The organism is Deinococcus apachensis DSM 19763 (assembly GCF_000381345.1).
In the GTDB taxonomy this organism is placed as follows: Bacteria; Deinococcota; Deinococci; order Deinococcales; family Deinococcaceae; genus Deinococcus; species Deinococcus apachensis.
This window is the reverse complement of sequence record NZ_KB906405.1, coordinates 20,181-42,712: the sequence shown is the minus strand read 5'-3', so window position 1 is coordinate 42,712 and position 22,532 is coordinate 20,181. Positions and strand designations below refer to the sequence as shown.

The 22,532-nt window shown below is 68.8% G+C and carries 29 protein-coding genes; 3 read left to right on the top strand and 26 right to left on the bottom strand.

Annotation, left to right across the window (positions count from 1 at the left end):
- Nucleotides 1–32: 32 nt before the first annotated feature.
- On the bottom strand, nt 33–764 hold the full coding sequence (locus F784_RS0112895) for a GNAT family N-acetyltransferase (RefSeq protein ID WP_245557864.1): 732 nt from the start codon (nt 762–764) through the stop codon (nt 33–35).
- 113 nt (nt 765–877) lie between these two features.
- On the opposite strand from F784_RS0112895, the gene F784_RS0112890 reads away from it, so the two are divergent.
- The gene (locus F784_RS0112890; RefSeq protein ID WP_019587142.1) at nt 878–1,546 is read left to right on the top strand and encodes a DUF1990 family protein; all 669 of its coding nucleotides are present in this window, start codon (nt 878–880) and stop codon (nt 1,544–1,546) included.
- A gap of 48 nt (nt 1,547–1,594) precedes the next feature.
- Nucleotides 1,595–1,930: a hypothetical protein gene (locus F784_RS0112885; protein WP_245557863.1), complete on the top strand. Its 336-nt coding sequence runs from the start codon at nt 1,595–1,597 to the stop codon at nt 1,928–1,930.
- Nucleotides 1,931–1,994: 64 nt separating this feature from the next.
- Here the strand turns inward: F784_RS0112885 and F784_RS0112880 are convergent, their stop codons facing one another.
- The 20 genes from F784_RS0112880 to F784_RS0112785 form a co-directional block, all read right to left on the bottom strand.
- Complete coding sequence (locus F784_RS0112880; protein ID WP_019587140.1) at nt 1,995–2,411, bottom strand: c-type cytochrome; 417 nt, start codon at nt 2,409–2,411, stop codon at nt 1,995–1,997.
- Nucleotides 2,411–4,180, bottom strand: coding sequence for a b(o/a)3-type cytochrome-c oxidase subunit 1 (locus tag F784_RS0112875; RefSeq protein WP_019587139.1), 1,770 nt, complete (start codon nt 4,178–4,180; stop codon nt 2,411–2,413). The genes F784_RS0112880 and F784_RS0112875 overlap by 1 nt, the downstream gene beginning before the upstream one ends.
- Nucleotides 4,181–4,193: 13 nt before the next feature.
- Nucleotides 4,194–4,757: a cytochrome c oxidase subunit II gene (locus F784_RS0112870; RefSeq protein ID WP_019587138.1), complete on the bottom strand. Its 564-nt coding sequence runs from the start codon at nt 4,755–4,757 to the stop codon at nt 4,194–4,196.
- Nucleotides 4,754–4,939, bottom strand: a complete 186-nt coding sequence (locus F784_RS0112865) for a hypothetical protein (protein ID WP_019587137.1) — start codon at nt 4,937–4,939, stop codon at nt 4,754–4,756. The genes F784_RS0112870 and F784_RS0112865 overlap by 4 nt, the downstream gene beginning before the upstream one ends.
- Nucleotides 4,936–5,403: a CBS domain-containing protein gene (locus F784_RS23115; protein WP_019587136.1), complete on the bottom strand. Its 468-nt coding sequence runs from the start codon at nt 5,401–5,403 to the stop codon at nt 4,936–4,938. Before F784_RS23115 ends, F784_RS0112865 begins: the two co-directional genes overlap by 4 nt.
- A 177-nt stretch (nt 5,404–5,580) precedes the next feature.
- A complete protein-coding gene (locus F784_RS0112855; protein WP_019587135.1) occupies nt 5,581–6,363 on the bottom strand; it encodes an AfsR/SARP family transcriptional regulator in 783 nt (260 codons plus the stop codon).
- Between the two features lie 116 nt (nt 6,364–6,479).
- A complete protein-coding gene (locus F784_RS0112850) occupies nt 6,480–6,686 on the bottom strand; it encodes a YwbE family protein (RefSeq protein WP_019587134.1) in 207 nt (68 codons plus the stop codon).
- Between the two features lie 288 nt (nt 6,687–6,974).
- Nucleotides 6,975–7,328, bottom strand: a complete 354-nt coding sequence (locus tag F784_RS0112845; RefSeq protein WP_019587133.1) for a hypothetical protein — start codon at nt 7,326–7,328, stop codon at nt 6,975–6,977.
- A 172-nt stretch (nt 7,329–7,500) separates the two neighbouring features.
- Nucleotides 7,501–8,919 (bottom strand): amidophosphoribosyltransferase, encoded by a 1,419-nt coding sequence (purF, locus tag F784_RS0112840; protein ID WP_019587132.1) that lies wholly within the window; start codon nt 8,917–8,919, stop codon nt 7,501–7,503.
- Nucleotides 8,916–11,159, bottom strand: coding sequence for a phosphoribosylformylglycinamidine synthase subunit PurL (gene purL, locus F784_RS0112835; RefSeq protein ID WP_019587131.1), 2,244 nt, complete (start codon nt 11,157–11,159; stop codon nt 8,916–8,918). The genes purF and purL overlap by 4 nt, the downstream gene beginning before the upstream one ends.
- The gene (locus F784_RS0112830) at nt 11,156–11,641 is read right to left on the bottom strand and encodes a DinB family protein (protein WP_157465245.1); all 486 of its coding nucleotides are present in this window, start codon (nt 11,639–11,641) and stop codon (nt 11,156–11,158) included. Before F784_RS0112830 ends, purL begins: the two co-directional genes overlap by 4 nt.
- On the bottom strand, nt 11,626–12,294 hold the full coding sequence (gene purQ, locus F784_RS0112825) for a phosphoribosylformylglycinamidine synthase subunit PurQ (RefSeq protein WP_019587129.1): 669 nt from the start codon (nt 12,292–12,294) through the stop codon (nt 11,626–11,628). Before purQ ends, F784_RS0112830 begins: the two co-directional genes overlap by 16 nt.
- Nucleotides 12,291–12,560, bottom strand: a complete 270-nt coding sequence (gene purS, locus F784_RS0112820) for a phosphoribosylformylglycinamidine synthase subunit PurS (RefSeq protein ID WP_019587128.1) — start codon at nt 12,558–12,560, stop codon at nt 12,291–12,293. Before purS ends, purQ begins: the two co-directional genes overlap by 4 nt.
- 29 nt (nt 12,561–12,589) lie before the next feature.
- Nucleotides 12,590–13,306 (bottom strand): phosphoribosylaminoimidazolesuccinocarboxamide synthase, encoded by a 717-nt coding sequence (purC, locus tag F784_RS0112815; RefSeq protein WP_019587127.1) that lies wholly within the window; start codon nt 13,304–13,306, stop codon nt 12,590–12,592.
- Nucleotides 13,307–13,581: 275 nt separating this feature from the next.
- Nucleotides 13,582–14,442, bottom strand: a complete 861-nt coding sequence (gene prmC / locus F784_RS0112810) for a peptide chain release factor N(5)-glutamine methyltransferase (RefSeq protein WP_019587126.1) — start codon at nt 14,440–14,442, stop codon at nt 13,582–13,584.
- 28 nt (nt 14,443–14,470) lie between these two features.
- A complete protein-coding gene (locus tag F784_RS0112805) occupies nt 14,471–15,055 on the bottom strand; it encodes a Jag family protein (protein WP_019587125.1) in 585 nt (194 codons plus the stop codon).
- Between the two features lie 96 nt (nt 15,056–15,151).
- Nucleotides 15,152–15,742 carry a peptidylprolyl isomerase gene (locus F784_RS0112800; protein WP_019587124.1) on the bottom strand — a complete coding sequence of 197 codons (591 nt, stop codon included), beginning with the start codon at nt 15,740–15,742 and terminating at the stop codon, nt 15,152–15,154.
- A 49-nt stretch (nt 15,743–15,791) separates the two neighbouring features.
- Nucleotides 15,792–17,081 (bottom strand): aminopeptidase, encoded by a 1,290-nt coding sequence (locus F784_RS0112795; protein ID WP_019587123.1) that lies wholly within the window; start codon nt 17,079–17,081, stop codon nt 15,792–15,794.
- Nucleotides 17,082–17,086: 5 nt separating this feature from the next.
- Nucleotides 17,087–17,689 carry a DUF2087 domain-containing protein gene (locus tag F784_RS23110; protein ID WP_019587122.1) on the bottom strand — a complete coding sequence of 201 codons (603 nt, stop codon included), beginning with the start codon at nt 17,687–17,689 and terminating at the stop codon, nt 17,087–17,089.
- Complete coding sequence (locus tag F784_RS0112785) at nt 17,686–17,922, bottom strand: hypothetical protein (RefSeq protein WP_157465243.1); 237 nt, start codon at nt 17,920–17,922, stop codon at nt 17,686–17,688. The genes F784_RS23110 and F784_RS0112785 overlap by 4 nt, the downstream gene beginning before the upstream one ends.
- A 94-nt stretch (nt 17,923–18,016) precedes the next feature.
- Here F784_RS0112785 and F784_RS26245 point away from each other — a divergent pair, with 94 nt between their 5' ends.
- Nucleotides 18,017–18,193, top strand: coding sequence for a hypothetical protein (locus F784_RS26245; protein ID WP_157465242.1), 177 nt, complete (start codon nt 18,017–18,019; stop codon nt 18,191–18,193).
- Nucleotides 18,194–18,247: 54 nt separating this feature from the next.
- On the opposite strand, the gene F784_RS0112780 is transcribed toward F784_RS26245, so the two are convergent.
- The 5 genes from F784_RS0112780 to F784_RS24625 are packed head-to-tail and all read right to left on the bottom strand — an operon-like array spanning nt 18,248 to nt 21,633.
- Nucleotides 18,248–18,712 carry a tRNA (cytidine(34)-2'-O)-methyltransferase gene (locus tag F784_RS0112780; RefSeq protein ID WP_019587120.1) on the bottom strand — a complete coding sequence of 155 codons (465 nt, stop codon included), beginning with the start codon at nt 18,710–18,712 and terminating at the stop codon, nt 18,248–18,250.
- Nucleotides 18,709–19,200 (bottom strand): 2-C-methyl-D-erythritol 2,4-cyclodiphosphate synthase, encoded by a 492-nt coding sequence (gene ispF / locus F784_RS0112775; RefSeq protein WP_019587119.1) that lies wholly within the window; start codon nt 19,198–19,200, stop codon nt 18,709–18,711. Before ispF ends, F784_RS0112780 begins: the two co-directional genes overlap by 4 nt.
- 28 nt (nt 19,201–19,228) lie before the next feature.
- On the bottom strand, nt 19,229–19,849 hold the full coding sequence (locus F784_RS0112770; protein ID WP_019587118.1) for an IMPACT family protein: 621 nt from the start codon (nt 19,847–19,849) through the stop codon (nt 19,229–19,231).
- On the bottom strand, nt 19,846–20,451 hold the full coding sequence (locus F784_RS0112765) for an NUDIX domain-containing protein (protein WP_019587117.1): 606 nt from the start codon (nt 20,449–20,451) through the stop codon (nt 19,846–19,848). Before F784_RS0112765 ends, F784_RS0112770 begins: the two co-directional genes overlap by 4 nt.
- A 27-nt stretch (nt 20,452–20,478) precedes the next feature.
- Nucleotides 20,479–21,633, bottom strand: a complete 1,155-nt coding sequence (locus F784_RS24625; RefSeq protein WP_157465241.1) for an AfsR/SARP family transcriptional regulator — start codon at nt 21,631–21,633, stop codon at nt 20,479–20,481.
- Between the last annotated feature and the right edge of the window lie 899 nt (nt 21,634–22,532).

Below are 22,532 nucleotides of genomic sequence, written 5' to 3'. Positions count from 1 at the left end.
CCTGCGCCTCCGCGTGATGGCGGAGGAGAGCCTCACCTCCTCACGAACGTCAACCGCGCCCCCGCCACCCCGAACCCCGCCCGGCGCACGTTGCGTTCGCTGCCGCTCCCCGGCGTGACGAACACGCTGGCGAGGTCGGCCCCCAGCCGGGCGGCCAGGTGCAGCCGCGCGGCGAGGAGGGCCGTCTGCGCCCCTCTGCCCCGGAATTCCGGGAGGGTGGAGGTGCCGTAGAGGGCCGCGACACCGTCTTGAACGCTGAGGGCGGCGCTGGCGGCGGGCTTGCCTTCCACGAGGGCCGTCATGAGCTGCGTGCCCGGGGCATGAGCCACCAGCCGCATCATCGTCTCGGTTCCCGGGCCGAAGCCGCGAGCGGACAGGGCGGCCCAGGCATCGGGATTCAGCTCCTCCTGAACGTCGAGAGTTGGGGGCGGCGGGAGCGCGGTCAGGTCGTGCGTGTAGACATGGAGGACGTACTCCAGGGCGTATCCCCTGTCCCCGAGCAGCGGCAGCAGGGGCGGCGCGGCGTGGGACAGGACGTGCAGGGTCGCGCTCTGCCCGTGCGCGGCGCTGAAGGCCTCGAAGGCGTCCAGATCCGCCGCGCTCAGGCCTGCACTTCCGCCGTGCCAGGCAGTGTCCACCGGGAGATTCGGCCCGGCATGGACGGCGACGAGAGGCCCGAAGTGGGCGACGGCCCCCTCTCTCCCATACCGGGCGTGTGCAGTGGCCTCCGCGCGGGCGAGACGTGGCAGGGGGTCAGCGGCCATCTTTCCCATTCTCGCGGCTCTTCCTTTCGGCTGCATGAACTCCGGGCGTGCCGCTTCCGCTGGCCTGCCAGCTATCTTGCCCGCGTTCCCCGTCCCCGCCCGGAGGTCTCCCCATGTCCCGACTGCTCCGCCTGCTTACCCTGCCCGCCCTGGCCCTGGCCGCCTACGCCCTGAAAGGCCCGCCCGACCCACTGCGCCCCTCCACCCCCGAGGACGGCGTGGGGCCGCTCACCCGCCGCCGCTACTGGGTCGAGGTCGAGGGCGCGACCAGCACGCCCGAGGAGGTCGCCGACCACTGGCGCAACCATCTGCCCGACCACGCCCCGAAGTGGCTCGCCTGGTTCCGGGGGCTGGACCATGCCGTGCCGCCCGTGAGGCAGGGGGACCGCCTGTGGATTCGGATGCTGCTCATCCGCCGGGGATACGTGGTCGTCGAACATATCAATCCCCTGGGCTTCCGGGTCCGCACCCTGAGGCTGCACCCCGACGCGGGCACCTCCGACTTCCGGGTCTACCCGGGGGAGGAGCCGGGCCACCTGATCCTCCAGATCGAGTCGCTGCTGCGGACCAACTCGCAACTCGACCGCCTGGCCTACATCTTCGGTGTCCACGCGGCGCAGCGGCGCAACTGGGAGCTGACGCTGAACAGCGTGGCGGGGTATAGCGGCGGGCGCATCGTCAGCCGGGGGCACGAGTCGCTGGAGATGCCGCAGGTCGCGCACTCCTACGCCCTGCCTGAGTTGCCCGACGCGCCCGTTGGGCTGGAGCCCGCCCGTTCCTGAGTTTCCCTTGAGCCAGCCTTGGGACGCTGTGGGCCTGCGGTTGAGCTTGTGGCGAAAGCTCCGGTCTCGACTCCTGCCCGAGTCCACAGTGACCGCACCATGCTCGCCTTTCATTCCCAGATGTTCGTGCGCGTCGAGCAGCTCGAAGGCCCGCGCGCCCCGGTCCCCCGCCCGCTCGACAGCGGCTTCAACACGGACCGCCTCTACCGCGTGCTGGGCATCTACAATCCCTCCGAGACCTCGGACGCCTATTTCATCCTGCCCAACGACCGGGATGAGCTGTGGTTCATCTGCCAGCGCCACCTGCGCTTCGCGGGGCTGCACGACACGGCGGCCCACCACCTCCCCGCCCTGGAGGAAGTGACGGGCAGCGCGGCGGATTAAGACGCTCCCAGAGAGAGGGACGCCCCAGCTGGAGCGTCCGTGTTCTCTCGGGGAAGGGTTGAACCTACAGCCCCTTCACATAGGCGTGAATCGCGTCGATCTGCTCGTCGGTGGGGGCCTCGCCGCCCAGGCCCGTGTCCCCGAAGCGGGGCATGACGGGCGACAGCGTGCGGACCCCCGGGGCCTGGCCGTGCAGCACTGCCTGCCGGAAGTCGGCGTCGGCCCAGGCTTTGGTCTCGGCCAGGCCTGGGCCTATGCCGCCCTGCGCCTGCGCCCCGTGGCAGCCCGCGCAGTTGGAGGCGTAGAGGGCCTGCCCGTTCACCGGGGCCGGGGCGGCTGAGGCGGTCATCCCGGCCCCGCCCGTGCCCCCCGAGATGTTCAGGCCCACGCGGTACGAACTCACCCCGATGGCGACGGCGAGCACCACGAAGGTCAGCGCCCCGGCGATCTCGCCCCGGGTGAAGGAACGGTCCTGGCTCATCAGTACAGCCTCCAGCCGGGGACGAGTTCGAGGTTCGAGAGCAGGCGGGCCAGCACCGGCCCATACATCAGCAGCACGAGGACCAGCGCCAGCACCCACAGCGCCAGCAGCGGTTCGGTGGCGCGCACCAGGGGGCTCGCGGTCGCCAGATTCTCCCCGGCCGGGCTGATCGCCTCACTGTAGGGGATGGGCGTGTTCTCGCCGTTCTCCACCCGCCCCGCGAGCAGCATGCGGAACAGCATGTAGAAGTACAGCAGGGCGCTGACGAGCAGGATGATCCCGCTGATCGCCGTCAGGGCGGTCGGGATGGCGATGGGCATGTCACGGTACACGTCCTGGGCGGTCGCGCTGACCTGGGCGCGGCGGGTCACCCCGTACAGCCCCTGCCAGTGCATCCCCAGCGCGAAGACCATCATGCCGACGAACCACGTCCACACCGCCGCCGAGGCGACCCTCATGCTGGGCAGCCGCTTGCCCGTCAGGTGCGGGATCAGCCACAGCGCGATCCCCATGAAGCTCAGCGTGGTCGCCGTGCCCACCGTGATGTGGAAGTGCCCCGGAATCCAGGCCGTGTTGTGCACGACCGGCGAGAAGGAGGAACTGGCGTTTACGATGCCGCCCGCCCCGCCCACAATGAAGGAAATCATCGCCAGCACCTGCGCGCTGAAGATCGCGTTGCCCCACGGCAGCCGGGTCATCCAACCGAAGAGGCCCCGCCCGCCCCGCGCCCGCGCTGCGCCCTCCAGCGAGGCGGTCACCGAGAAGGCGGTGAGCAGGCTGGGCACGGCGATCATGAACGTCAGGAACATGTGGATCGTCTTCCACACGTTGGAGATGTTGGGGTCGGCGTACTGGTGGTGGATGCCGACCGGAGTGGAGTTGAGCAGGAAAATCACGAAGACCAGCCGCGTGATGGGCTCGGACACGGTGCGCCCGCCCGCGTGCCGGGGGATGAAGGCGTACCACGAGATGTAGGCGGGCAGCACCCAGAAGTACACGATGGCGTGTCCGGTCCACCAGAACAGCGTCTTGGAGAGCAGCGGGTCCACACCCCGGTACAGCCCGAGCGACCAGGGGATCAGCATCCCCACGACCTCGATCACGATCCCCAGCGAGGCGACCGACCACATCATCCAGGTGGCGACGCTCATGAAGGTGACCAGCGGCGTGACCTGGCCGGGGTTCGCCCGCTTCCAGTTCCACCACGTCAGCACGACCTGCCCCACCACGAGCAGGCTGGAACCCACCATAATCGCGGCGCCGATGTAGAAGAGGGGGTCGCCCTCCATCGGCGGGTAGAAGGTGTACAGCAGCGTGGCGCGGTTGGTGAGCAGCGGCACGGCGGCCATCAGCAGCCCCGCCGTCATCAGGATGTAGGTGAACCAGGCGAAGCGCATGTTGATGCGCGCGCCCAGGTCCCGCACGGGCAGGTACAGCATCCAGCCCGAGATGAAGAACTGGGTGAACACGAGGGCGTTCAGGACGCCGTGAAGACTGAGCCCCTGGTAGTACGACTTGAGAATGGCCTTGACGACCGGGTTGTCGTAGAGATTGATGCCGCCGTAGTTCAGCGCCTGGAGTGGCCCGATCATCACCCCGACGAAGAGGGCGAGGAAGGCCGTCACGACGTAGAACTGGGTGACTTTCTTCAGACTGGCGAGGTAGGCGGCGTCTGTGATGGGTGGGGCCTGCCGGACGGCGCCGGACGGGGCGGGGATGCCGGGGGCGCTGGCCCGGCGGGGCGGGGAATGAACGGGGGAGGTCGTCACAAGGGGGCTCCTGTCAGGGCTGGGTCGTGGCCTGCTGCGGCGCTTCCACGATCACCCGGGTGATCATGCTGTGGTGGCCGACGCCGCAGTACTCGTTGCAGATGGTGTCCAGCTCGCCCGGCTGGCGGAAGGTGGTGGTGAAGCTCGTCACCTGGCCGGGCATGGCGGTCGCGTTGATGTTCGTGCCCTCTACCTCGTAGCCGTGCAGCACGTCCGCCGAGGTCACGTGGAAGGTGATCGGGCGGCCCGCGGGCACCCGCAGCACGGCGGGCTCGAAGGCGAAGGCCCGCGCGACGACAAAGGCTTCTAGGCTGCCGTCGGGGTTCTCCCGCAGGCCGGGCTTGGCGAACGGTGTGGCAGCGAGGTTGCGGGGGTCGAGCCGCCCGTTCTCCACGCCGGTGATGTGGTGGCCCCCCTCGCCCCGCAGGGCCGGGTAGGTGCCGCTGACGAAGCTGGCGACCACGCTGGCGAACAGCAGGACCGCCATCGCCACCGCGATCCCGAACCACACGGTTTCTATCCGCTCCAGGGTGTGATGCTCCAGCCGGGGAACGGGGGCGCGTGAACCCTTCGTCATGAGGCCCTTCCCTGCTGAATGCCGAGAACGAGCATCCACAGCCAGATGATCGAGAGCAGCACCACGGCGACCAGCATCAGGGTGCCGACGGGCACCACGCTGGGGCCGCGGTGTTCATGTGCGGTTGGCGTGGCGTCCTCGTGCGCAGTGGGGCGGGGGGGCGGAACGGAGGGGTCACTCATAGTGGGGCCTCCAGCCCGGCGGGGGTGCCCGTGAGGCCAGGTTCCTTGGGCAGGGGCTCCGGCATGCGGGCGTAGTCGTGCAGCAGATCGGTGATGGTGAGCATCCCAACCACGGCGCCCGAGTCGTCCACTACGGGCATCCCGCCGATGCGCCAGCGCAGCAGGGTGTAGGCTGCGTCCCGCGCATCCGCGTCGGGGGTGGTCGTGACCACGCTGCGGCGCATCACGTCGCCCACGCACACGCCCGCGAGCTGGGTGGTCGCCTCCCACATGCTCAGGGTGGTGACTCGGCCCGGCATCGCCTCTCGCAGGTCGCGGTCGGTCACGATGCCGACCAGCCGGGGGCCGTCGAGGACAGGCAGGCGGCGAATGCCCCGCTGCCGCATCAGCCGCGCCGCGTCGGGCAGGCTGTAGTCGGGGGTGACGGAGACGGGGGGAGAGGTCATCAGGGCGGCGACATTCATGGCAGGGCCTCCATACCCGCAGGCTCCCGCCCCCCCATTACGAGCTCATTACCGCCGCCCCAGCCCAAGAGAAAGGGCTGTGGGGGCGAACGGGCCGGACCTTGCGACCCCGTTCACCCCCATGCCCTCACCTTCCAGCACTCAGCAGGCTGCCGGTTCATGCTCCCGGTGCCCCGCCTACAGCTCCCGCTCGGCCTCCGGGCACAGCAGCTCGCCCGCCTTGAGGCGCTCGGCCATGTCCACCGTGTCGGGCATGGGCGTGTCGCCCACCTCCTGCCGCAGGTAACGGCGGTAGCGGCGGTAGTGTTCGACCGCCTCGAAGCGCCCGCGTGTCTGGGCCAGGCAGGTCATCAGGCGCTGGTGGTGGTCCTCGCCGATCAGGGGGTCGGCCTGCAGCGCCCGCCCCAGGGCCTGGGTCGACAGCGGGCACTCGCGCCGGGCGCAGTGCAGCGCGGCAAGCGCCACGTGGGCCCTCACCCGGGCCGAGCGCCAGTACGCCCGCGCCTCCTCCACCCAGTCGGCCCGCACCTGGGGCAGGTACTCGCCCTCTACGCAGGCGAGTGCGCGGCGCAGCGCCTCCTCGCGCTCGGCGTCTGTTCGGGCCAGCCGGGCCGCCTGCAAGCCCTCCTGCAACGCCGCCGTGTCGCTCGCCGTCAGGAGGTCGGGGTGCAGCGCGTACCGCCCCCGCACCTCGGTCACGGTGACCACACTGCCCAGCGTCGCCCGCAGTCGGTGCAGCGCCACCCGGAAGCGGTTGCCAGCGGCGGGGGTGTCCTCCAGGCCCCACAGGTCCATCAGCAGGTCCGCCCGGTACGCGCCCTCCGGGTGGGCGTGCAAGTACCACAGCAGTTCCTCGGCGCTATGGGCGGGCCACTCCAGGGGCTGACCGCCTCGCAGGACCACCGCGTCGCCGAGCGTGCGGAGCTGAAGGTTCTGGGTGATGGGAGCATGGCCTGTCATTTCTCGTGACTCCCTTCACAAGAAGTGTGCAGCCAATGTGACAGTCAGTTGTCCCCATCTCGGCGTTCACCGAAGGGCGCGTCAGTGGGGCAGTCTGCCCGTGATCCGGGTAGTGGTCAGCCCGTCTCCACCGCGCCCACCACTGCCTGCACCCTCCCCACCTGCCCCGTCGTCAGCCGGACCTTGATGCCGTGGGGGTGGGTGGGCGACTTCGTGAGCACTTGCGCCACCACGCCGCGTGTGAGCCTGCCACTCGCCTGGTCCTGTTTCTGCACGATGTCCACGGTCAGGCCGGGCCGAATCTGGGAACGGGAAGGAGGCATGGGGCGAGGATAGGAGATGCGCGTGGCCCGAGCCTGGATTTCCCGTACGCTCAGTCTGTGGCCCCAGCACCCGCGTCACCGCCACCCTTCCCGCCGATCTCGTCGCCTTCCTCGCTGAGTAACGGGCCGAGATGCTCCCTGCTCGCTGAGTACCGCTCTGGCAGATGCCGTTCGTGCCCTGCGCGAGCGCTCTCTGGAGGACACCTACCAGGAACTTGGCGAGGCGCAACGGCTCGGGCTGAAAACGTATCCGGCTGACAACTTTGGCGGCCCGGAAAATGCTGAACCCTACGGCCACCGCTCCTGATCTGTCCACACCCCCAGCCGCTCCAGATCATCCGGCCCCGCGTACAGGCATACCCCGAGTTGATCCCCCACGCTGAACGCCGCGCCCCGGCAGCTCACCCGCCCGCGCTCCACACTCGCCCCCCAAGCCAATGTGAACGACCCAGAGGAGGAAGGCGCTCCATGGTCCCCCTCCACCGCCGCCTGCACCCGCTCGGGCGTCACCTCCTGCACCCTGTATCGCATTCGGAACCACCGATACCCCGCGTCGTGCACCAACATCACGCGCCCCCAGCCCGGCCCGCCCAGCAACTCCCGGGTCAGGGACAGCCACCACGCCCGCACGCCGGGCGGCACGTCCTCCCACCCGTCGGGCTGGGACTCCGTTGCCCAGATGCAGGAGAGGCGGGCGTCAGGAGGAGGGTGGACGCGAGCGAGGGCGTAGCGGAGGTCGGGGGGAGGCCAAAGGGGGAGTGGGGCATGGTTTGGTTTTGGGGTAAAGCCCCTCTGCTCATTGTGCCCCGACCCCTCAAACCTCCAGCGCCAGCTTGTCCACGTCGTTCAGCAGGGGCGTGCCCGCCGGGTAATCCCCGGTGAAGCATGCGCCACACAGGCCTGAGCCGCCGATGGCCTGCCGTAAGCCAGGCTCGCTGATGAAGGCGAGGGTGTCGGCGCCGATCAGCTCCCGGATTTCTTCGATGCTGTGGGTGCTGGCGACGAGCTCCTTGCGGGCGGCGGTGTCGATGCCGTAGAAGCACGGGTGCGTGATGGGCGGGCTGGAGACCCGGAAGTGGACTTCCAGCGCCCCCGCCTCGCGCAGCAGATTCACGATCTGGCGGCTGGTGGTGCCGCGCACGATGGAATCGTCGATCAGGACGACCCGTTTGCCCCGCACCGCGCTTGTGGGCGAGAGCTTCATCTTGACCTTCAGCTCGCGCGCCTCCTGGGTGGGGGCGATGAAGGTGCGGCCCGCGTAGGGGTTCTTGTACAGGCCGTAGTCGAAGGGGATGCCGCTCTCGCGGGCGTACCCGATGGCCGCGCCGATGCCGGAGTCGGGCACGGGCACCACGATATCCGCGTCCACCGGCCTCTCGCGGGCGAGCTGCGCGCCCATACGGAGGCGGCTCTCGTGAATGTCCACGCCATCGAGTTCGCCGTCACTGCGCGCGAAGTAGATCCATTCGAACGAGCAGGGGGTGGGCCGCTTCGGTTCCACCATCAGCGAGTGCAGCCCGTCCCGGTCGAACCACACGAGCTCGCCAGGCTGCACGTCGCGGATCAGCCGGGCACCGACCGCGTACAGGGCGCAGGGCTCGGACGCGAGGACCCACGCCCCGTCCTCCCGTTGGCCGATCACCAGGGGTCGCACACCGTGTGGGTCGCGGAAGCCGATCAGGGCCGTGCGGCTCATGAGCACGCAGGCGTACCCGCCCTTGAGCTTCTTCATCGCGCTCGCTGTCGCCTCAATCAGGTCCATGTGCGACTCGCGGGCGATGAGGTTGAGCATCACCTCGGAGTCGTTCGTGGTCTGGAAGAGGGCGCCCTCCATCAGCATGGCGCCCCGGACCTCGCGGGCGTTCACGAAATTGCCGTTGTGCGCCAGGCCCAGCAGACCCTTGTTCGTGCGGGTGGTGAGGGGCTGCGCGTTGAAGCGCAGGTTGGAGCCCGTGGTGGAGTAGCGCACGTGGCCGATGCTGACGCGGGCATTGGGCAGCCGCAGGCCGTCCAGCCGCCGCTCGTCGAAGACCTGGGTGACCAGGCCCAGGTCCTTGTCCACGTGGAACTTGTCGCCGTCGGAAACGCACATGCCCGCCGCCTCCTGCCCGCGGTGTTGCAGGGCGAACAGGCCCAGGTAGGTCAGCCAGGCGAGGTCGTTCGGCTGCGGCGAGTACAGGCCGAAGACACCGCACTCGTCCTGCGGCTTGTCGGTCACGGGGTCGAAGATCACCCCAGGATCTCCCGCAGCGGCGTTTCAAAGGCGGTTCTCAGCGCGTCAAGAGTCACGCTCAACTGTACGTTCGCCCCGGTCACGGAAATGGCAACCCTCTCACTGCCCGGGGTGCTGTCCCCCAGCACGGTGTAAGGAATCCGCAGGCCGTCCAGCAGTTCCTGAGCCGCCTGCTCGTGGCCCAGGGGAACGGCGACGATCACGCGGCTGTGCGCCTCCCCGAACAGCAGGGCGTCCGGGCGCCCCCCTTCCGGCGCGGCCAGCGTGACCTTCAGGCCCTGCCCACCCGCAATCGCCATCTCGGCCAGGGCGACAGCGAGGCCGCCCTCCGAGCAGTCGTGAGCGGTAGTCGTCAGACCCGCGCGGATGAGGGCGAGCGTCCCCTCAATGACCTTTCCTTCTAACTCCAGGTCCAGCTCGGGCACCCGGCCCGCCTCCAGCCCATGCACCGTTTCGAGGTACTGCGAGGCGCCGATGGTCGTCGCGTGCCTGCCGAGCAGGTAGAGGGTGTGCGGCCCGGCCTTCAGCCCCAGCGTGGCCCGCTGGTTCACGTCGGGCAGCACGCCGACCATGCCGATGGTGGGGGTGGGGTGAATGGCGACCTTGTGGTCCCCCTCCGTGTACTGGTTGTAGAGGCTGACATTGCCGCCCGTCACAGGCGTATTCAGTGCGCGGCAGGCGTCCGAGATGCCCTGAACGGACTGCTGAAGCTGGTAGTACACGTCGAGGTTGTGCGGGTTCCCGAAGTTGAGGTTGTCCGTGATCGCCAAGGGCGTCGCCCCCACGCAGGCGAGGTTGCGCGCCGCTTCGGCGACGGCGGCGGCGGCCCCGGTGTAGGGGTCGAGGTACACGAAGCGTGGGTTGCAATCGGAGGTGGCGGCCACGCCCATACCGGAGCCCTTCACGCGCAGCACGGCGGCGTCGGCGGCCCCCGGCACGACCACCGTATTCGTCATGACCTGATGGTCGTACCGCTCGAAGATCGGGCGCTTGGAGGCGATAGTGGGGTGAGTGAGGAGGTCCACCAGCACCGCGCCCAGGTCGCCGGGGACCGGCACGCCGCTCAGGTCCCGCTCGCGCCTGGCCTGGATCTCCTCCGACTCCACGCCCTGGCGAGTGTACTTGGGCGCCTCGTTCAACAGGGCGACGGGCAGATCACAGACGATCTCGCCGCGCCAGGTCAGGCGGTAACGGCCGTGCGCCTCTACCTCGCCGATGGTCACCACGTCGAGTTCCCACTTGGCGAGGAGGTCGAGCAGTTCCTGCTCCCGCCCCGGCACGGGCACCAGAATCATGCGCTCCTGCGACTCGCTGAGGCACAGCTCCATCGGCACCATGCCGCTCTCCCGCGTCGGCACGAGGTCGAGGTTCATGGTGATGCCCAGACTTGCCCGGTACGCCATCTCACACGTGGAGGAGACCAGACCGGCGGCACCCATGTCCTGCACGCCCGCCACCAGGCCCGCCTGAATTGCCTCCAGCGTGGCCTCCAGCAGCAGCTTCTCCATGAAGGGGTCGCCCACCTGCACGGCGGGGCGGTCGGCCTGCGAGGCGTCGCTGAGGTCCGCCGATGCGAACACCGCGCCGCCCAGCCCGTCGCGCCCCGTCTTGGAACCGACGTATACGATCTGGTTGCCGACCTCGCCCATCGTGCCCTTCGCCAGGTCCTCGTGGCGCAGCAGGCCCAGGGCCATCACGTTAACCAGCGGGTTCTCCTGGTAGGAGGGGTGGAAGGTCACCTCGCCACCCACCGTGGGCACGCCGATGGCGTTGCCGTAGTGGCTGATGCCCTCCACGACCCCGTTCAGCAGGAACCGGGTGCGGGGCGAGTCGGGGTTGCCGAAGCGCAACGAGTCCAGCACCGCGAAGGGCCGAGCGCCCATGGCGAAGATGTCGCGCAGGATGCCGCCAACGCCCGTCGCCGCCCCCTGCACAGGTTCCACGGCACTGGGGTGGTTGTGACTCTCCATCTTGAAGGCCACGCCCCACCCCTCGCCGATGTCCACCACGCCCGCGTTCTCGCCGGGGCCTTGCAACACCTGCGGCCCGGTCGTGGGAAAGGCGCGGAAGAGGGGCCGCGAGTTCTTGTACCCGCAGTGCTCGGACCACATCGCGCCGACAATGGCCGCCTCCAGCGCATTCGGCTCGCGCCCGATGCCCTGGACGAGGAGGTCATATTCGTCGGTGGTCAGGCCGAAGGTTCCGGCGCGGTCGCGGAGGGAAGGGTTCACCGCCGTCATGCCTGCTCCTTCATCCCGAGGCGCACCTGGCCCCGGTGGTACGCGATGTGCCGCAGGTGCAGCCCCAGCCCCTGGAGGCGGGGCCGCTCGCCATTCGGGGCGCTGGGGGAAAAGCTGGTGCCCCGTATGTCCGCCTCGCTCATGCCTTGCAGGAACGTCAGCACCTGCCCGGAAATGTCATCCAAATACGCGAGCACCGCGTCCTTTCCGGCGCTCTCGCCCCGAGCGGGGGTGCCGCCTAGTTCCCGCGTCCATGCCTGGTCCTCCCAGCCCAGGTGGGCGTAGCTGGGGGAACGGTCGTTCAGCACGGCCAGCCGCAGCCACTCCGCGATGTGCAGGGCGTGCCAGGCCGGACTGTGACCCGTCCCCGACAGGGCGAAGCTCTTCTCTGGAACGGTATTTAGCGCCGCGCGGAAGGCCCCCAGCTCCGCCGCGTACTGCTCTTTCAGGAAGTCCCTCAACTCGTTCACTTCACCACGCACGCTTTCAGCGACTCGAAGATTCCCCGCCCGTCCTCGCTCCCCAGCAGCAACTCCACCGCGCGCTCGGGGTGCGGCATCATGCCCAGCACGTTCCCGCCCTCGTTGATGATCCCGGCGATGTCGTTCAGGGAGCCGTTGGGGTTGTCCAGGTAGCGGAACACCACCCGGCCCTCGGCCTCCAGGCGGGCAATCGTTTCCGGGTCCGCGTAGTAGTTGCCCTCGCCGTGCGCGATGGGAATCTCGATGGTCTGGCCGGATTCGTACGCCTCCGTGTAGGCCGTGTGCGCGTTCTCCACCCGCAGGTGAACGGGCGCGCAGTGGAAGTGCACGTCGCGGTTGCGCGAGAGGGCGCCGGGGAGCAGGCCCGCCTCCGTCAGCACCTGAAAGCCGTTGCAGACACCCAGGACAAAGCCGCCACGCTCGGCGTGTTCCTTCACGGCGGCCATGATCGGGCTGCGGGCGGCAATCGCCCCGGAGCGCAGGTGGTCCCCGTAGGAGAACCCGCCTGGCAGGAACACGAGTTCGGTACCTTCCGGCAAGCCCGCCTCGGTGTGCCACACGAACTGCGCGTCCGGGTCCAGGGTCAGCCGGGCGGCGTGCAGGGCGTCCGCGTCGCAGTTGGAGCCGGGGAACTGGATCACAGCCGTCTTCACGCGCCCGCCACCTCGCGCACCTCTTCCAGCTCCCAGCGCGCGTTTTCCATCACGGGGTTGCTCAGCACGTTCTCCACTATGCCTTGCAATTGGGTTTCGACCCCCGGGCGCTCACCGCTGAGCGTGAGTTCGATGTATTTGCCGACGCGCACCCCCGACACATTGGCGTGGTCCAGGTGCGACAGCGCCCGCTCCACGGTGCGGCCCTGCGGGTCGAGGATGGACGGCTTGAGGGTGACAAAGACTTTGGCGGTAAAGGTGGGCATGGCAAAAACTCCGTGGAGAAGAGAGGAACTCAACCCTGGGCGGGTGCGATGACGCGCCGTAGCATCTCGGCGTAGGCGTCCTCCACCCCGCCCAGGTCGCGGCGGAAGCGGTCCTTGTCAAGCTTCTCGTTCGTGGCCGCGTCCCAGAAGCGGCAGGTGTCGGGGCTGATCTCGTCGGCGAGGATGATCTGGCCGTCGTGGGTGCGCCCGAACTCCAGCTTGAAGTCGACCAGGCGGATGCCGCGCCCCGCGAAGTACGGGGTCAGGAAGTCACGGACCCGGAGCGCGAGTTCGCGGATGCGGCTCAACTCCTCCTCGCCCGCCCAGTCCAGCGCGACGGCGGTGTCCGTGTTGATAAGGGGATCCCCCAGCGTGTCGCTCTTGTAGCAGTACTCAACGACGGGGCGGCGCAGTTCCGTCCCTTCCTCCACGCCCAGCCGCTCGCTGAAGCTGCCCGCCGCCACGTTCCGCACGATGACCTCGACGGGAATGATCTCGACCGCCCGGACACGCTGCTCGCGGTCGCTCAGCCGCTCGACGAAGTGGGTGGGAATCCCGGCCGCTTCCAGCAGCGGGAAGAGATGCGCGGTGATCGCGTTGTTGATCTCGCCCTTGCCCCGAATCTGGGCCTTTTTCACCCCGTTGAAGGCGGTGGCGTCGTCCTTGTACTCCACGATGTACTCGTGGGGATTCTCGGTGGCGTAGACCCTCTTCGCCTTGCCTTCGTACCGTTGCTCAAGCTTCATCGGGGGCTCCCACAGGGCTGGACTGGGAAAAGCTGCACTGGGAAAACGAGTAGGGCGAGCGCCTCCCGAAAACCTGTGGGAAGACGCTCGTGAACTGCGCGTGGCTGGTCATGCGGGGGCTCCATCGCCGCCTCTCGGGCGGGCTTACCGTGCGGGCACGGGGCGTCTCGCGGGACGCGGGTGGAAGGTGGGGGATGTGCAACCCGGCCCGACTTGGGCGAGGGGTTGCCGTGGTTCACCTTAACACCCCACCAGGGGCAGGAGAGTGAGGTCGTTCAGAGGAGAGTAGGCCTTCCCGCCCGCACGAACCGCTCCCGCCCGGTCAGGTCAGGGAGGACTTCGGCGTGCCAGCCGTGGTGACGCAGCTCTTCGGCAAAGAGGGCCGCATTCCGCGGATCGAGTTCCAGCAACAGCACGCCATCCGGGGCGAGGGCACAGCCCGCCTCCGCTGCCAGGGGTCGCGCCACGTCCAGCCCGTCCGGCCCCGCGTACAGGGCGAGGTCGGGGTCGAAGCGCACTTCGGGGTCAGCCTCCGCCCGGTCAGTGCCCGGCAGGTAGGGCGGGTTGCTCACGATCAGGTCGAAGGGGCCGGGGAGACCCGCGAGGAGACTGCCTTCGATGAACGCGACATCCAGCCCGTTCAGGGTCGCGTTCTCCCTCGCCAGGCCCAGGGCATCCGGACTGAGGTCGGTGGCCGTCACTGTGACATCGGGGCGGGCAGCCTTCAGCCCCAGCGCGAGCGCCCCCGTCCCGGTTCCCACGTCCAGCACGTGCGGCGCAATCCTGTCCCGCAACGTCTCGATGGCCAGGTGCAGCAGCCACTCCGTTTCAGGCCGGGGCACGAGCGCCCGCCCGTCCGTTCGCAGCCGCACGCCGCCCCACTCCACCTCGCCCAGCAGATGCTGGAGGGGTTCGCGGGTCGCCCGGCGCGTAATGAGATTCTTCAGCCGCGCCGCGTCGGCCTCAGGCACCACCTCCCCTCCACGGGTGAGCAGGGCTGCCCCTCCCAGGTTCAGGACGTGGGTCACGAGCACCCGCGCGTCCGCCTGGGGCGAGGGCACTCCCGCGTCACGCAGCAGGCGCGCGGCCTCGTGCAGCCACGCGCGGACGGTGAGGAGTTGAGGCTCGGGGGGCATGGAAAGTGGGACGCGCCTGCCCGTCCCCCTACCCGTGCCGGGGCCTGATGATCAATCGCCGGGCGCTTCCCTCACCGATGGATTCGGTCATCACGTCGGGGTGTTCCTTAAGGGCGATGTGGATCACGCGGCGGTCAGCGGCGGGCATGGGCTGGAGTTCGTGCGCCTCGCCGCTCTTGGCGACCTGCACGGCCAGCCGCTCGGCGAGCTTGGAGAGGGTGTCGGCCTGCCGCCTGCGAAAGCCGCCCACGTCCACCCGCACCCGCAGGTCGCTGCGGCCCGCCTGCTTGGCAAGGACCGTGTACGCGATGACCTCGATGGCGCCCAGCGTGCGGCCATCGCGGCCCGCCAGCCGGGCGGCGTTCTCCCCACTGATCTCGGCCTCCAGGGCGTCCTCGCCCTCGCGGACGGTGACGGAGAGTTCAGGGTCGATGCGGCTCGTCAGGCCCTTCAGGAAGCGTTCCAGCACCGCCCGGGGGTCCTCGTGCGCGGCCTCCAGCGCGTGGGAGGCCGGGGCGGCGACCTCCGGGGCGGGGGGAAGCGGCGCGCTCTCGTCGGCGTCACTGATCCCCAGCCCCGCGAGGTAGTCGTCGAGGTTCGTGCGGTTGTCCATGAGGTTCAGTCTAGCGCGACCCTCTCACGGGGTTCCCACAGAAAGGCTGAAGGCAGGGGGCTAGAACTTCAGCCCCCTGCCTTCAGCCTTTGCCCTTCAGCCTTCCGCGTTCTTCTCCACCAGGTACGCCCGCTCGATCACGTCCGGCGTGCCGGGCATCCCCGGCTGGATGCGGGTGAGGCGGTCGAGCACGTCGAGCCCCTCCACCACGCGCCCGAACACAGTGTGCCGACCGTCGAGGTGGGGCGTCGGCCCAAAGGTGATGAAGAACTGTGAGCCGTTCGTGCCGGGGCCGCGGTTCGCCATGCTCAGCACGCCCTTGCCGTCGTGGCGGTGTGGGTTGCCCACAAACTCGTCCTCGAAGTCGTAGCCGGGGCCGCCCGCGCCCGTGCCGGTGGGGTCGCCGCCCTGCGCCATGAAGCCCTCGATCACCCGGTGGAACTTGATCCCGTCGTAGTAGTGGTGGCGGATCAGGTAGGCGAAGGAATTCACCGTGACGGGCGCCTCGTCCGCAAAGAGGTCGATCACGATGCGGCCCTTGCTCGTCTCCAGCACGGCGCGGTACTGCTTGCCGGGCTCGATGCCCTCGCCGAGGTCGGGCGCCTGCGAGAAGCGCGTCTGGCGCTCGGGAGAGAGTTCGGGGGTCGGCTGGAAGCCTGCGGGCTGGTAGGAGTCAGAAGAGGTCATGGGGGGCATTGTAATGGGCGGTCAGCATTCAGCGGTCAGGGGCGAAGGCTTAAGCGTTGGCTTTCGCCGCCGAGGGCGGATCGCTGACGGCTGACCGCTCTCCCACCACCCATTCGCCCCCGCGCATCAGGGCCTCGCGCGAGCCGTCCATCCGCACGCCGTCCACATCGGTGTCGGGCGTGCCGATCATCCAGTCCACGTGGATCAGCGAGTCGTTGCCGCCCGCCGCGAGCAGCGCTTCTGGATTCTCGCCGCTCCGCACATTTGTGGAGTAGCAGCGGCCCAGGGCGATGTGCGAGGCGGCGTTCTCGTCAAACAGGGTGTTCAGGAAGAGCGTTCCCGTCTGTGCAACAGGGGCCGAGGCGGGCACGAGCGCAACCTCACCCAAGCGGGCCGCGCCCTCGTCCGTCTCGATGAGTTGCCGCAGTGTGTCCTCACCCTTCTCGGCGCTGACCTCCACCGCCCGGCCGTTCTCGAAGCGCATACGGATGCCCTCGACAAGTTGGCCGCGCACGCTCAGCGGCTTGGAGGCGACCGCCACCCCGTCCACCCGCCCCCGGTGCGGCGCCGTGAACACCTCGTCGGTAGGGAGGTTGGGCACCCCGCGGATGCCGTTTTTCGCCGTCTCCGCGCCACCCTGCCAGATGTGGTTCTCGGCCAGACCCACGGTGAGGTCGGTGCCCAGCCCGCTCCTGAAGTGGATGGCCGCGTACTGCTGCTCGTTGAGGAAGGTGCAGAGGCGCTCCAGGCGGTCCAGATGCACCGTCCAGGCGCCCACCGGGTCCGGCCCGTCGGCGCGGGTGACCGCGAAGATGTCGTCCCACAGCCGGGCGACGGCCTCCTCCCCCGGCAGCTCGGGGTAGACACGGCGCGCCCAGGCGGGGGTGCTCATGGCGGCGACGGTCCAGTTGACCTCCATGCCGCTGATCGCGCGGCTCACGTCGCGGGTGGCGGCGGCGAGGGCCTTGGAGCGCCGCGCGACCCGGCCCTGGTCCACCCCGGCGAGCAGCGAGGGGTCCTCGCCCACAATGGAGATGAAGGCGTACCCATCCGCCACCATCGCCTCCTGCTCGGCCGCGAGCCAGCCCGGCAGGTAGTCCACGGCGGCGTCCGTGCCTTCCTCGAACAGGGCGAGGGCCAGGTAGGGGTCGCCGTAGGTCACGCGCACGTCGTCGGCCCCCGCCCGGTACGCGGCGCGGACCACCAGCCGCACCAGGGGCGCGGCGTCCACGGGCGCGCGCACGAGGACCCTGCCCCCCTTCGGCAGGTTGACGCCCGTGCGGACGAGCAGTTCGGCGTAGCGGGCGAGCTTCTCCTCAAGGGCCGGGTTGGAGGTCATGGGCGTCACTCTACGGCCCCAGGCGGGGAAGAGGGAGCGTCCGGCCCGCGCTCCGGGACGCTCCCGGCCACCCGCCAGTACATCCCGTTCTCGCGGGCGAGCAGGCCCAGCCCCACGAGTTCACGCCGCAGGGTGAAGAAATCGGGGTGCAACTCGGCCAGGGCGTCGCTCACCTCGCGCTCGGTGTAGGTGCGGCCCGGCTCGAAGAGGGTGGCGAGCTCAAACAGGATCACGTCGCGTTTCTTGCGTTGAGCGGGAATGCGGGTCAGCCGCCCGTCCTTCAGGAAGGTGCGCAGGACCCGGGCGCGGTACGGGTCCTCGGCGACGGGCGGAGCCGCCTCCCCCCGAATCAGGGTGGCGAGCGTCACGCCCAGGGCCGCGTGGTTGGCCCCGTGCAGGCGGTGGTGCCCGTCCGGTCGCACGGTCGTCAGCCCCGCCTCCGCCAGTTGCGCGAGGTGGTGACTGACCGTGGCGGGCGCGAGGTTCATCAGCCGCGCCAGGGTCTCGCCGGACAGGGGCTCCGTCCACGTCAGGCGCAACAGTGTCAATCGCACGGGGTGCGACAGGGCGCGGAAGACGGAGGCGCGGGCGTTCAGATCGGCACTCACGCCCGCGCCTCCCGGGGCCAGGGCCGCTCGCCGCACGCGATCAGGTGGCTGGACGCATAAATTCCCAGCGCCGCCCTGAGCGTGTCAAGATGGGCCTGCGCCTCCGCGGTGACCGCCCCCGCCGAGTGGGTCAGCCGCAGGTCCCGCTCGGCGTTCGTCAGGAGTTCTTCAAGGATGCGGTGGTACTCGGCATTCATCCGCTTCTGAGCCGCTTCTCTGTGTGACTGTAACATTTCGACTCCTCTCGAATCAAAGTTAGATCAATTCGAGAGGAGTCGAAATAGTAGAAGTGGCGGAGGGACCTTAAACCGCTGAACATCGACGGCGGTGGGACCTCCTGTACGGTGGGCTTTAAGCTGCCGCTGGGTCCTCCCCGCCGCCGTGCTGTGGGTGCTGTTCACGTTCGGGCCGCCCCTCGGCGTGCTGCTGGCCTCGGCCGTTGCGGATGCACACAGTTGCCGCCCGGACGAGAGCGGCGCCTACCCCTGCGTCGTCGCTGGGTGAGTGGCTTGGTCTGCCTGACTCAGCGGCGCGGTACGCGGGACGGCTGACCGCCCCTCACCACCCCTCGATCTGCCGCCCCGCCTCGAAGGCCGCCGCTCCCACCGCCACCGACAGATTCAGGCTGCGGCCCCCGCCCGGCTGCGGGAGCTTCAGGGCAGACAGGCCCTCGCGCAGCCAGGTGGGCAATCCGCGCGACTCCGGCCCGAAGCAGAGGTAATCGCCCCGCTGGAAGCCCGCCCGGGTGTAGAGGGTGCTCGCGTGCGTGGAAAAGGCCCATACACGCGCGTCCGGCTCCAGCGCCGCCTGAAACGCCGTCCAGTTGGCGTGCTCGTGAAGCGTCACTCCCTCCAGGTAGTCCATCACAGCGCGGCGGAACTCGCGGTCGTGCAGGTGGAAGCCGAAGGGCCGGATCAGGTGCAACTCGGCCCCCAGCACGGCGCAGGTGCGCGCCACGTTGCCGACGTTGCCCGCCTTTTCCGGCTCGAACAGCACGACGCGCAGCAGGGGAGAAGGAGTCATGCCCCCATCCGCGCGAGCAGCACCGTCACCCGCACCTGCACGTGGTCGGGCGCCAGCCCCTCGGAGGTCTTGAAGCTCACGCCCACCTCGGTCTCGCGCAGGCCCAGGAGTTCGGCCAGGCTGCGGGCGATGTCCGCGCGCAGCGGTCCCAGCTTCGGGCGGTCGAGCGTGACGACGAGTGCGAGGTTGACAGGCGCGTAGCCCCGCTTCCGTACCAATTCCAGGCAGCGCATGAGAATGACCCGCGAGTCCAGCCCCGCGTTCTCCGGTGCCGTGTCCGGGTAATACTGCCCGATATCCCCCAGCGCCAGGCCCGAGAGCAGCGCGTCCGCCACGGCGTGCAGCACGGCGTCGCCATCGCTGTGGGCGACCGCGCCGCGCCCGGCGTGGGGAATGGCCACACCCCCCAGCACGAGAGACCGCCCCTCGGCGAGGCGGTGGGCATCTTCTCCGTAGCCGATGCGGTGGGGGAGGGGGGAGGAAGTCATGGGGGGAGGATAGAGGCCCCGGCCTCGTTCAGGTGTCCGGCCCTTCCACCCCTGCCGCCCCCCGCGTCGCGTCCCGCAGCGCTGCCGCAAAGGCGTCCGCGTTCTCAGGGTAGACCCCAACGTCGAGCGCGACGCCCGACACCGTGTACGCCTCCTCACCCCGCACAGTGTCAAAGGTGCCCAGCAGGTGATACAGCGCACTCAGGTGCTCGAAGGGCACATGGACGGTGAGGGTGTGGCGGGGGCGAACGGCCTCACGCAGGGCCGTCCGCAGGCATTCCGCCGCCGTGCCGCCGTACGCCCGAACCAGCCCCCCGGTGCCCAGCTTCACACCGCCGTAGTAGCGCACCACGACGACCATGACGTGATCCACCCCCTGCCCCTCGATGGCTCGCAGGATGGGGGAACCCGCCGTCCCGCCTGGTTCCCCATCGTCGCTGAACCGGTACAGGGGGCCGATGCGGTAGGCCCAGCAGTGGTGGGTGGCGTCGGGGTAACGTTCCCGAAGGGCCGCCAGCTGGGCAAGCGCCTCCTCCGGTGTGTCGGCCCGCCCGGCGAAGGCCAGGAACTCGCTGTTCTCGACTACGGCGTCAAAACGGTGTGGCGCGGCGAGGGTGGTGAAGGGGGCGGGCAGGTCCGTGCCGGTCACAGCAGGCCGCGCTCCAGCAGGTGCTGCCGCGCGTGCCACAGCGTCAGGCTGCTCGGGCCGTCCTGAATCTCGCCCGCGTCGAGCATCCGGTACGCCTCGGTCAGGGGGAGGGTGACGCGCTCGATGACCTCCGTCTCCTCGTGCGCGGTCTCGCCCAGCGTCACGCCCAGCGCCAGCAGGGGGTAGAACACCACGCCACTGATGCTGGGCTGGGGGTAGAAGCCGGGGAGGGGCACCCACTCGGCCGCTGTACCGCCCACCTCCTCGGCGAGTTCACGCGCGGCCGCCGCGAGCAGGTCCTCCCCCCGCTCCACGCCGCCCGCCACGACCTCCCAGATGGTCGCCCGCAGCGGGTAACGGTACTGCCGGATGAGGACGGCCTCTCCCCGCACAGTGACTGGCAGCACAAAGACAGCACGGGGACCGCGCGGCCGGTACTGGTACACGACCTCCACGCCCGCCGCCGTCCGCGCCCGGTCCTCCAGCACCATCCGGAAGCCGTCCACCAGCACCCGGGATGCCAGAGTGTCCCAGGGCTGGACCTCGTCCGGGACCAGCCTGACCCAGTTGGGGTGCGCCTCGTTCGTCCGCTCGTCCGCCATGTGCGCAGGCTACCCCGTGGGGTAGGTTCAGGCTTCCATACGCTGCAACTCCACCACGTACCGGGCGACCTCCTGGGCGGGAGCCACGGCCCGGGCGATCTCCACCCGCTCGGCCAGCACCTCGGGGTCGTAGGGGTCCACCCGCAGGTACTGGTTGGCGAGGAGCAGTGCCCGCCTCAGGTCCCCCGTCGCCCGCGCCGAGCGCAGTTGTTCGCGCAGCGTGGTCGTGACGGCGGCCTGCAACTCCTCGCGCAGTCTGTCCGCCCACTCGCTGTCCGTCACCGGCGACAGGAAGGGGCCGCGGTACAGCGCGAGCACCCGCGCCACGTCCCCGCGCTCCAGCGCGTAGCCCAGTTCCTCCACGTCCAGCGTCAGGCTGACCCCCGGCCCCAGTACGTAGCGCGGCTGGTTGTGCGGCCCCGAATGCACCACCACGTCCCGCCCCAGCCCCTCACGCAGTTCGCGGATCGCGCTGCGGATGTAGTTGGACCCCGCCACCGGTTCCTTGTCCGGATACAGGTCGAGCTGGATTTCCTGCCGGGTCCGCCCGGGATTCCGGCTGAGGTAGACCAGCAGGAGCGCGCTCCCGTGCAGCGTCAGCGGCACCGGCCGCCCGTCACGCGTCACCTGCACCCGGCCCAGGGTCTGCACCTGCACGTGGGTCAGCCGCTCCTCGTCCAGCAGCGCCCCGCCCGTCATGGCCGCCAGTTTCTCCAGCACCGCCTCCATGAAGGGGGCGACCTCCGGCTCCAGCATCGCGCTGTGCGTCAGTTCAGCCAGTTCCTCAATGTCCGGGCGATACCGCGCCTTGTCCCGTTCCTGCAATAACCGTTCCAGCGCCTCCCGCAGTGCCTCCACCGACGCCCGGGTTTTGCTCGCCCGCCGCAACGCATCTGCGTAGTGGAGGAGGGTGCGAGTGAGGAGATGCGAGTCCTGAGAGGCTCGCACTTCGGGCAGTGCCGCCTTGAAATCAGCCAGGGCTAGCTCGATCTGCCCCCGCCGCCGCAGCACCACACCACGCGTGACCAGCAGGGGAGGCGGCAATTCCTGGCCCGGTGCGACGGCGCTATGGAGGGCTTCCAGCGCCTTCGCGTGCTGCCCCTGCTCACTGTAGAATTCCGCGAGACGGGAGGCAGTCCAGATGCGAAGTTCATGGTCGTCACTTCGTTCTACAAGGGACATCAGTTCTAGTAGAGTCGTGTGTAACTTACCTCGATCTCCCCGCAGACGGTGAAGTTCTGCTTCTACAGCAAGAATTAAAATCAACCACTGATCCGAGGAAAACTCGGGCCTCATTAGAATTGAGCGGGCTTCCTTGAGATAGGTCTCCGCCCCATTAAAATCTCTAAAATCTAAATACAGGCTGGCGGCGCTATGCAGTGCCGATATGCGTGGGTATGGAATTGGCTCGACACTAAGCAGCTTGAGAGCCTCCCTATACAACTGAAGCGCCCGACGATCATTCCCAATAACAGAATACATCTGACCTAAAGTCTGAGTGACTCGTCCGGTTAATTCCTCGTCGCCCATCCCCATGTATCCGTGCCAAGCCTTCTCACAACGGGCTAGACCAGGATCGACATTCCCCATTTGAAACTCTGCTGTGCCCCACCACCTATGGTTACGCAGAGCTAGTTCGCCTGAAAGTAGGGGTTCAATCTGGGAAAATTGCTCGATAGCCTCTTCAAAACGGCCCATTAGGCGTAGAAGATTGCCCAGCTCGACCATCGCCTCCAGATCCCCCAGAACACTAGCTCTGGTTAAGGGCGTTTCAGCTAACTCAAACTCGCGCAGCCTAAGATGGGATAAACCGACCATTCGCCATAGCTCGGGCGTGGCCTGTTCGATTAAAGGCGCATTTGTGATGACAGATCGGTAATTGCCCGATTCAAACGCTGATTTTATTGCATCCAGCGCGTCCATCTGTCTCCTCATGCCCACCCCAGTAACCTTAAGCCATGAAACTTCAGGCTATCCCCACCACTCTTACAGAACTATCACAGATTCCCTACAACCTGGGTGGTCCCCGCGACTACGGCGTAATGCGGATGGGCGGCCCCCGCGATTACGGAGTGATGAAA

Coding starts and splice junctions, on each gene's coding strand:
- F784_RS0112880 (WP_019587140.1), bottom strand. CDS start 2,411: ATGAGCCAGGACCGTTCCTTCACCCGGGGCGAGATCGCCGGGGCGCTG.
- F784_RS0112780 (WP_019587120.1), bottom strand. CDS start 18,712: ATGACTCCTTCTCCCCTGCTGCGCGTCGTGCTGTTCGAGCCGGAAAAG.
- F784_RS0112890 (WP_019587142.1), top strand. CDS start 878: ATGTCCCGACTGCTCCGCCTGCTTACCCTGCCCGCCCTGGCCCTGGCC.
- F784_RS0112865 (WP_019587137.1), bottom strand. CDS start 4,939: ATGAGTGACCCCTCCGTTCCGCCCCCCCGCCCCACTGCGCACGAGGAC.
- F784_RS23115 (WP_019587136.1), bottom strand. CDS start 5,403: ATGAATGTCGCCGCCCTGATGACCTCTCCCCCCGTCTCCGTCACCCCC.
- F784_RS0112850 (WP_019587134.1), bottom strand. CDS start 6,686: ATGCCTCCTTCCCGTTCCCAGATTCGGCCCGGCCTGACCGTGGACATC.
- F784_RS0112785 (WP_157465243.1), bottom strand. CDS start 17,922: ATGTTACAGTCACACAGAGAAGCGGCTCAGAAGCGGATGAATGCCGAG.
- purS (WP_019587128.1), bottom strand. CDS start 12,560: ATGCCCACCTTTACCGCCAAAGTCTTTGTCACCCTCAAGCCGTCCATC.
- F784_RS0112805 (WP_019587125.1), bottom strand. CDS start 15,055: ATGGACAACCGCACGAACCTCGACGACTACCTCGCGGGGCTGGGGATC.
- prmC (WP_019587126.1), bottom strand. CDS start 14,442: ATGCCCCCCGAGCCTCAACTCCTCACCGTCCGCGCGTGGCTGCACGAG.
- F784_RS0112800 (WP_019587124.1), bottom strand. CDS start 15,742: ATGACCTCTTCTGACTCCTACCAGCCCGCAGGCTTCCAGCCGACCCCC.
- purC (WP_019587127.1), bottom strand. CDS start 13,306: ATGAAGCTTGAGCAACGGTACGAAGGCAAGGCGAAGAGGGTCTACGCC.
- F784_RS0112870 (WP_019587138.1), bottom strand. CDS start 4,757: ATGACGAAGGGTTCACGCGCCCCCGTTCCCCGGCTGGAGCATCACACC.
- ispF (WP_019587119.1), bottom strand. CDS start 19,200: ATGACTTCCTCCCCCCTCCCCCACCGCATCGGCTACGGAGAAGATGCC.
- purL (WP_019587131.1), bottom strand. CDS start 11,159: ATGACGGCGGTGAACCCTTCCCTCCGCGACCGCGCCGGAACCTTCGGC.
- F784_RS0112895 (WP_245557864.1), bottom strand. CDS start 764: ATGGCCGCTGACCCCCTGCCACGTCTCGCCCGCGCGGAGGCCACTGCA.
- F784_RS0112795 (WP_019587123.1), bottom strand. CDS start 17,081: ATGACCTCCAACCCGGCCCTTGAGGAGAAGCTCGCCCGCTACGCCGAA.
- F784_RS0112855 (WP_019587135.1), bottom strand. CDS start 6,363: ATGACAGGCCATGCTCCCATCACCCAGAACCTTCAGCTCCGCACGCTC.
- F784_RS24625 (WP_157465241.1), bottom strand. CDS start 21,633: ATGTCCCTTGTAGAACGAAGTGACGACCATGAACTTCGCATCTGGACT.
- F784_RS0112765 (WP_019587117.1), bottom strand. CDS start 20,451: ATGGCGGACGAGCGGACGAACGAGGCGCACCCCAACTGGGTCAGGCTG.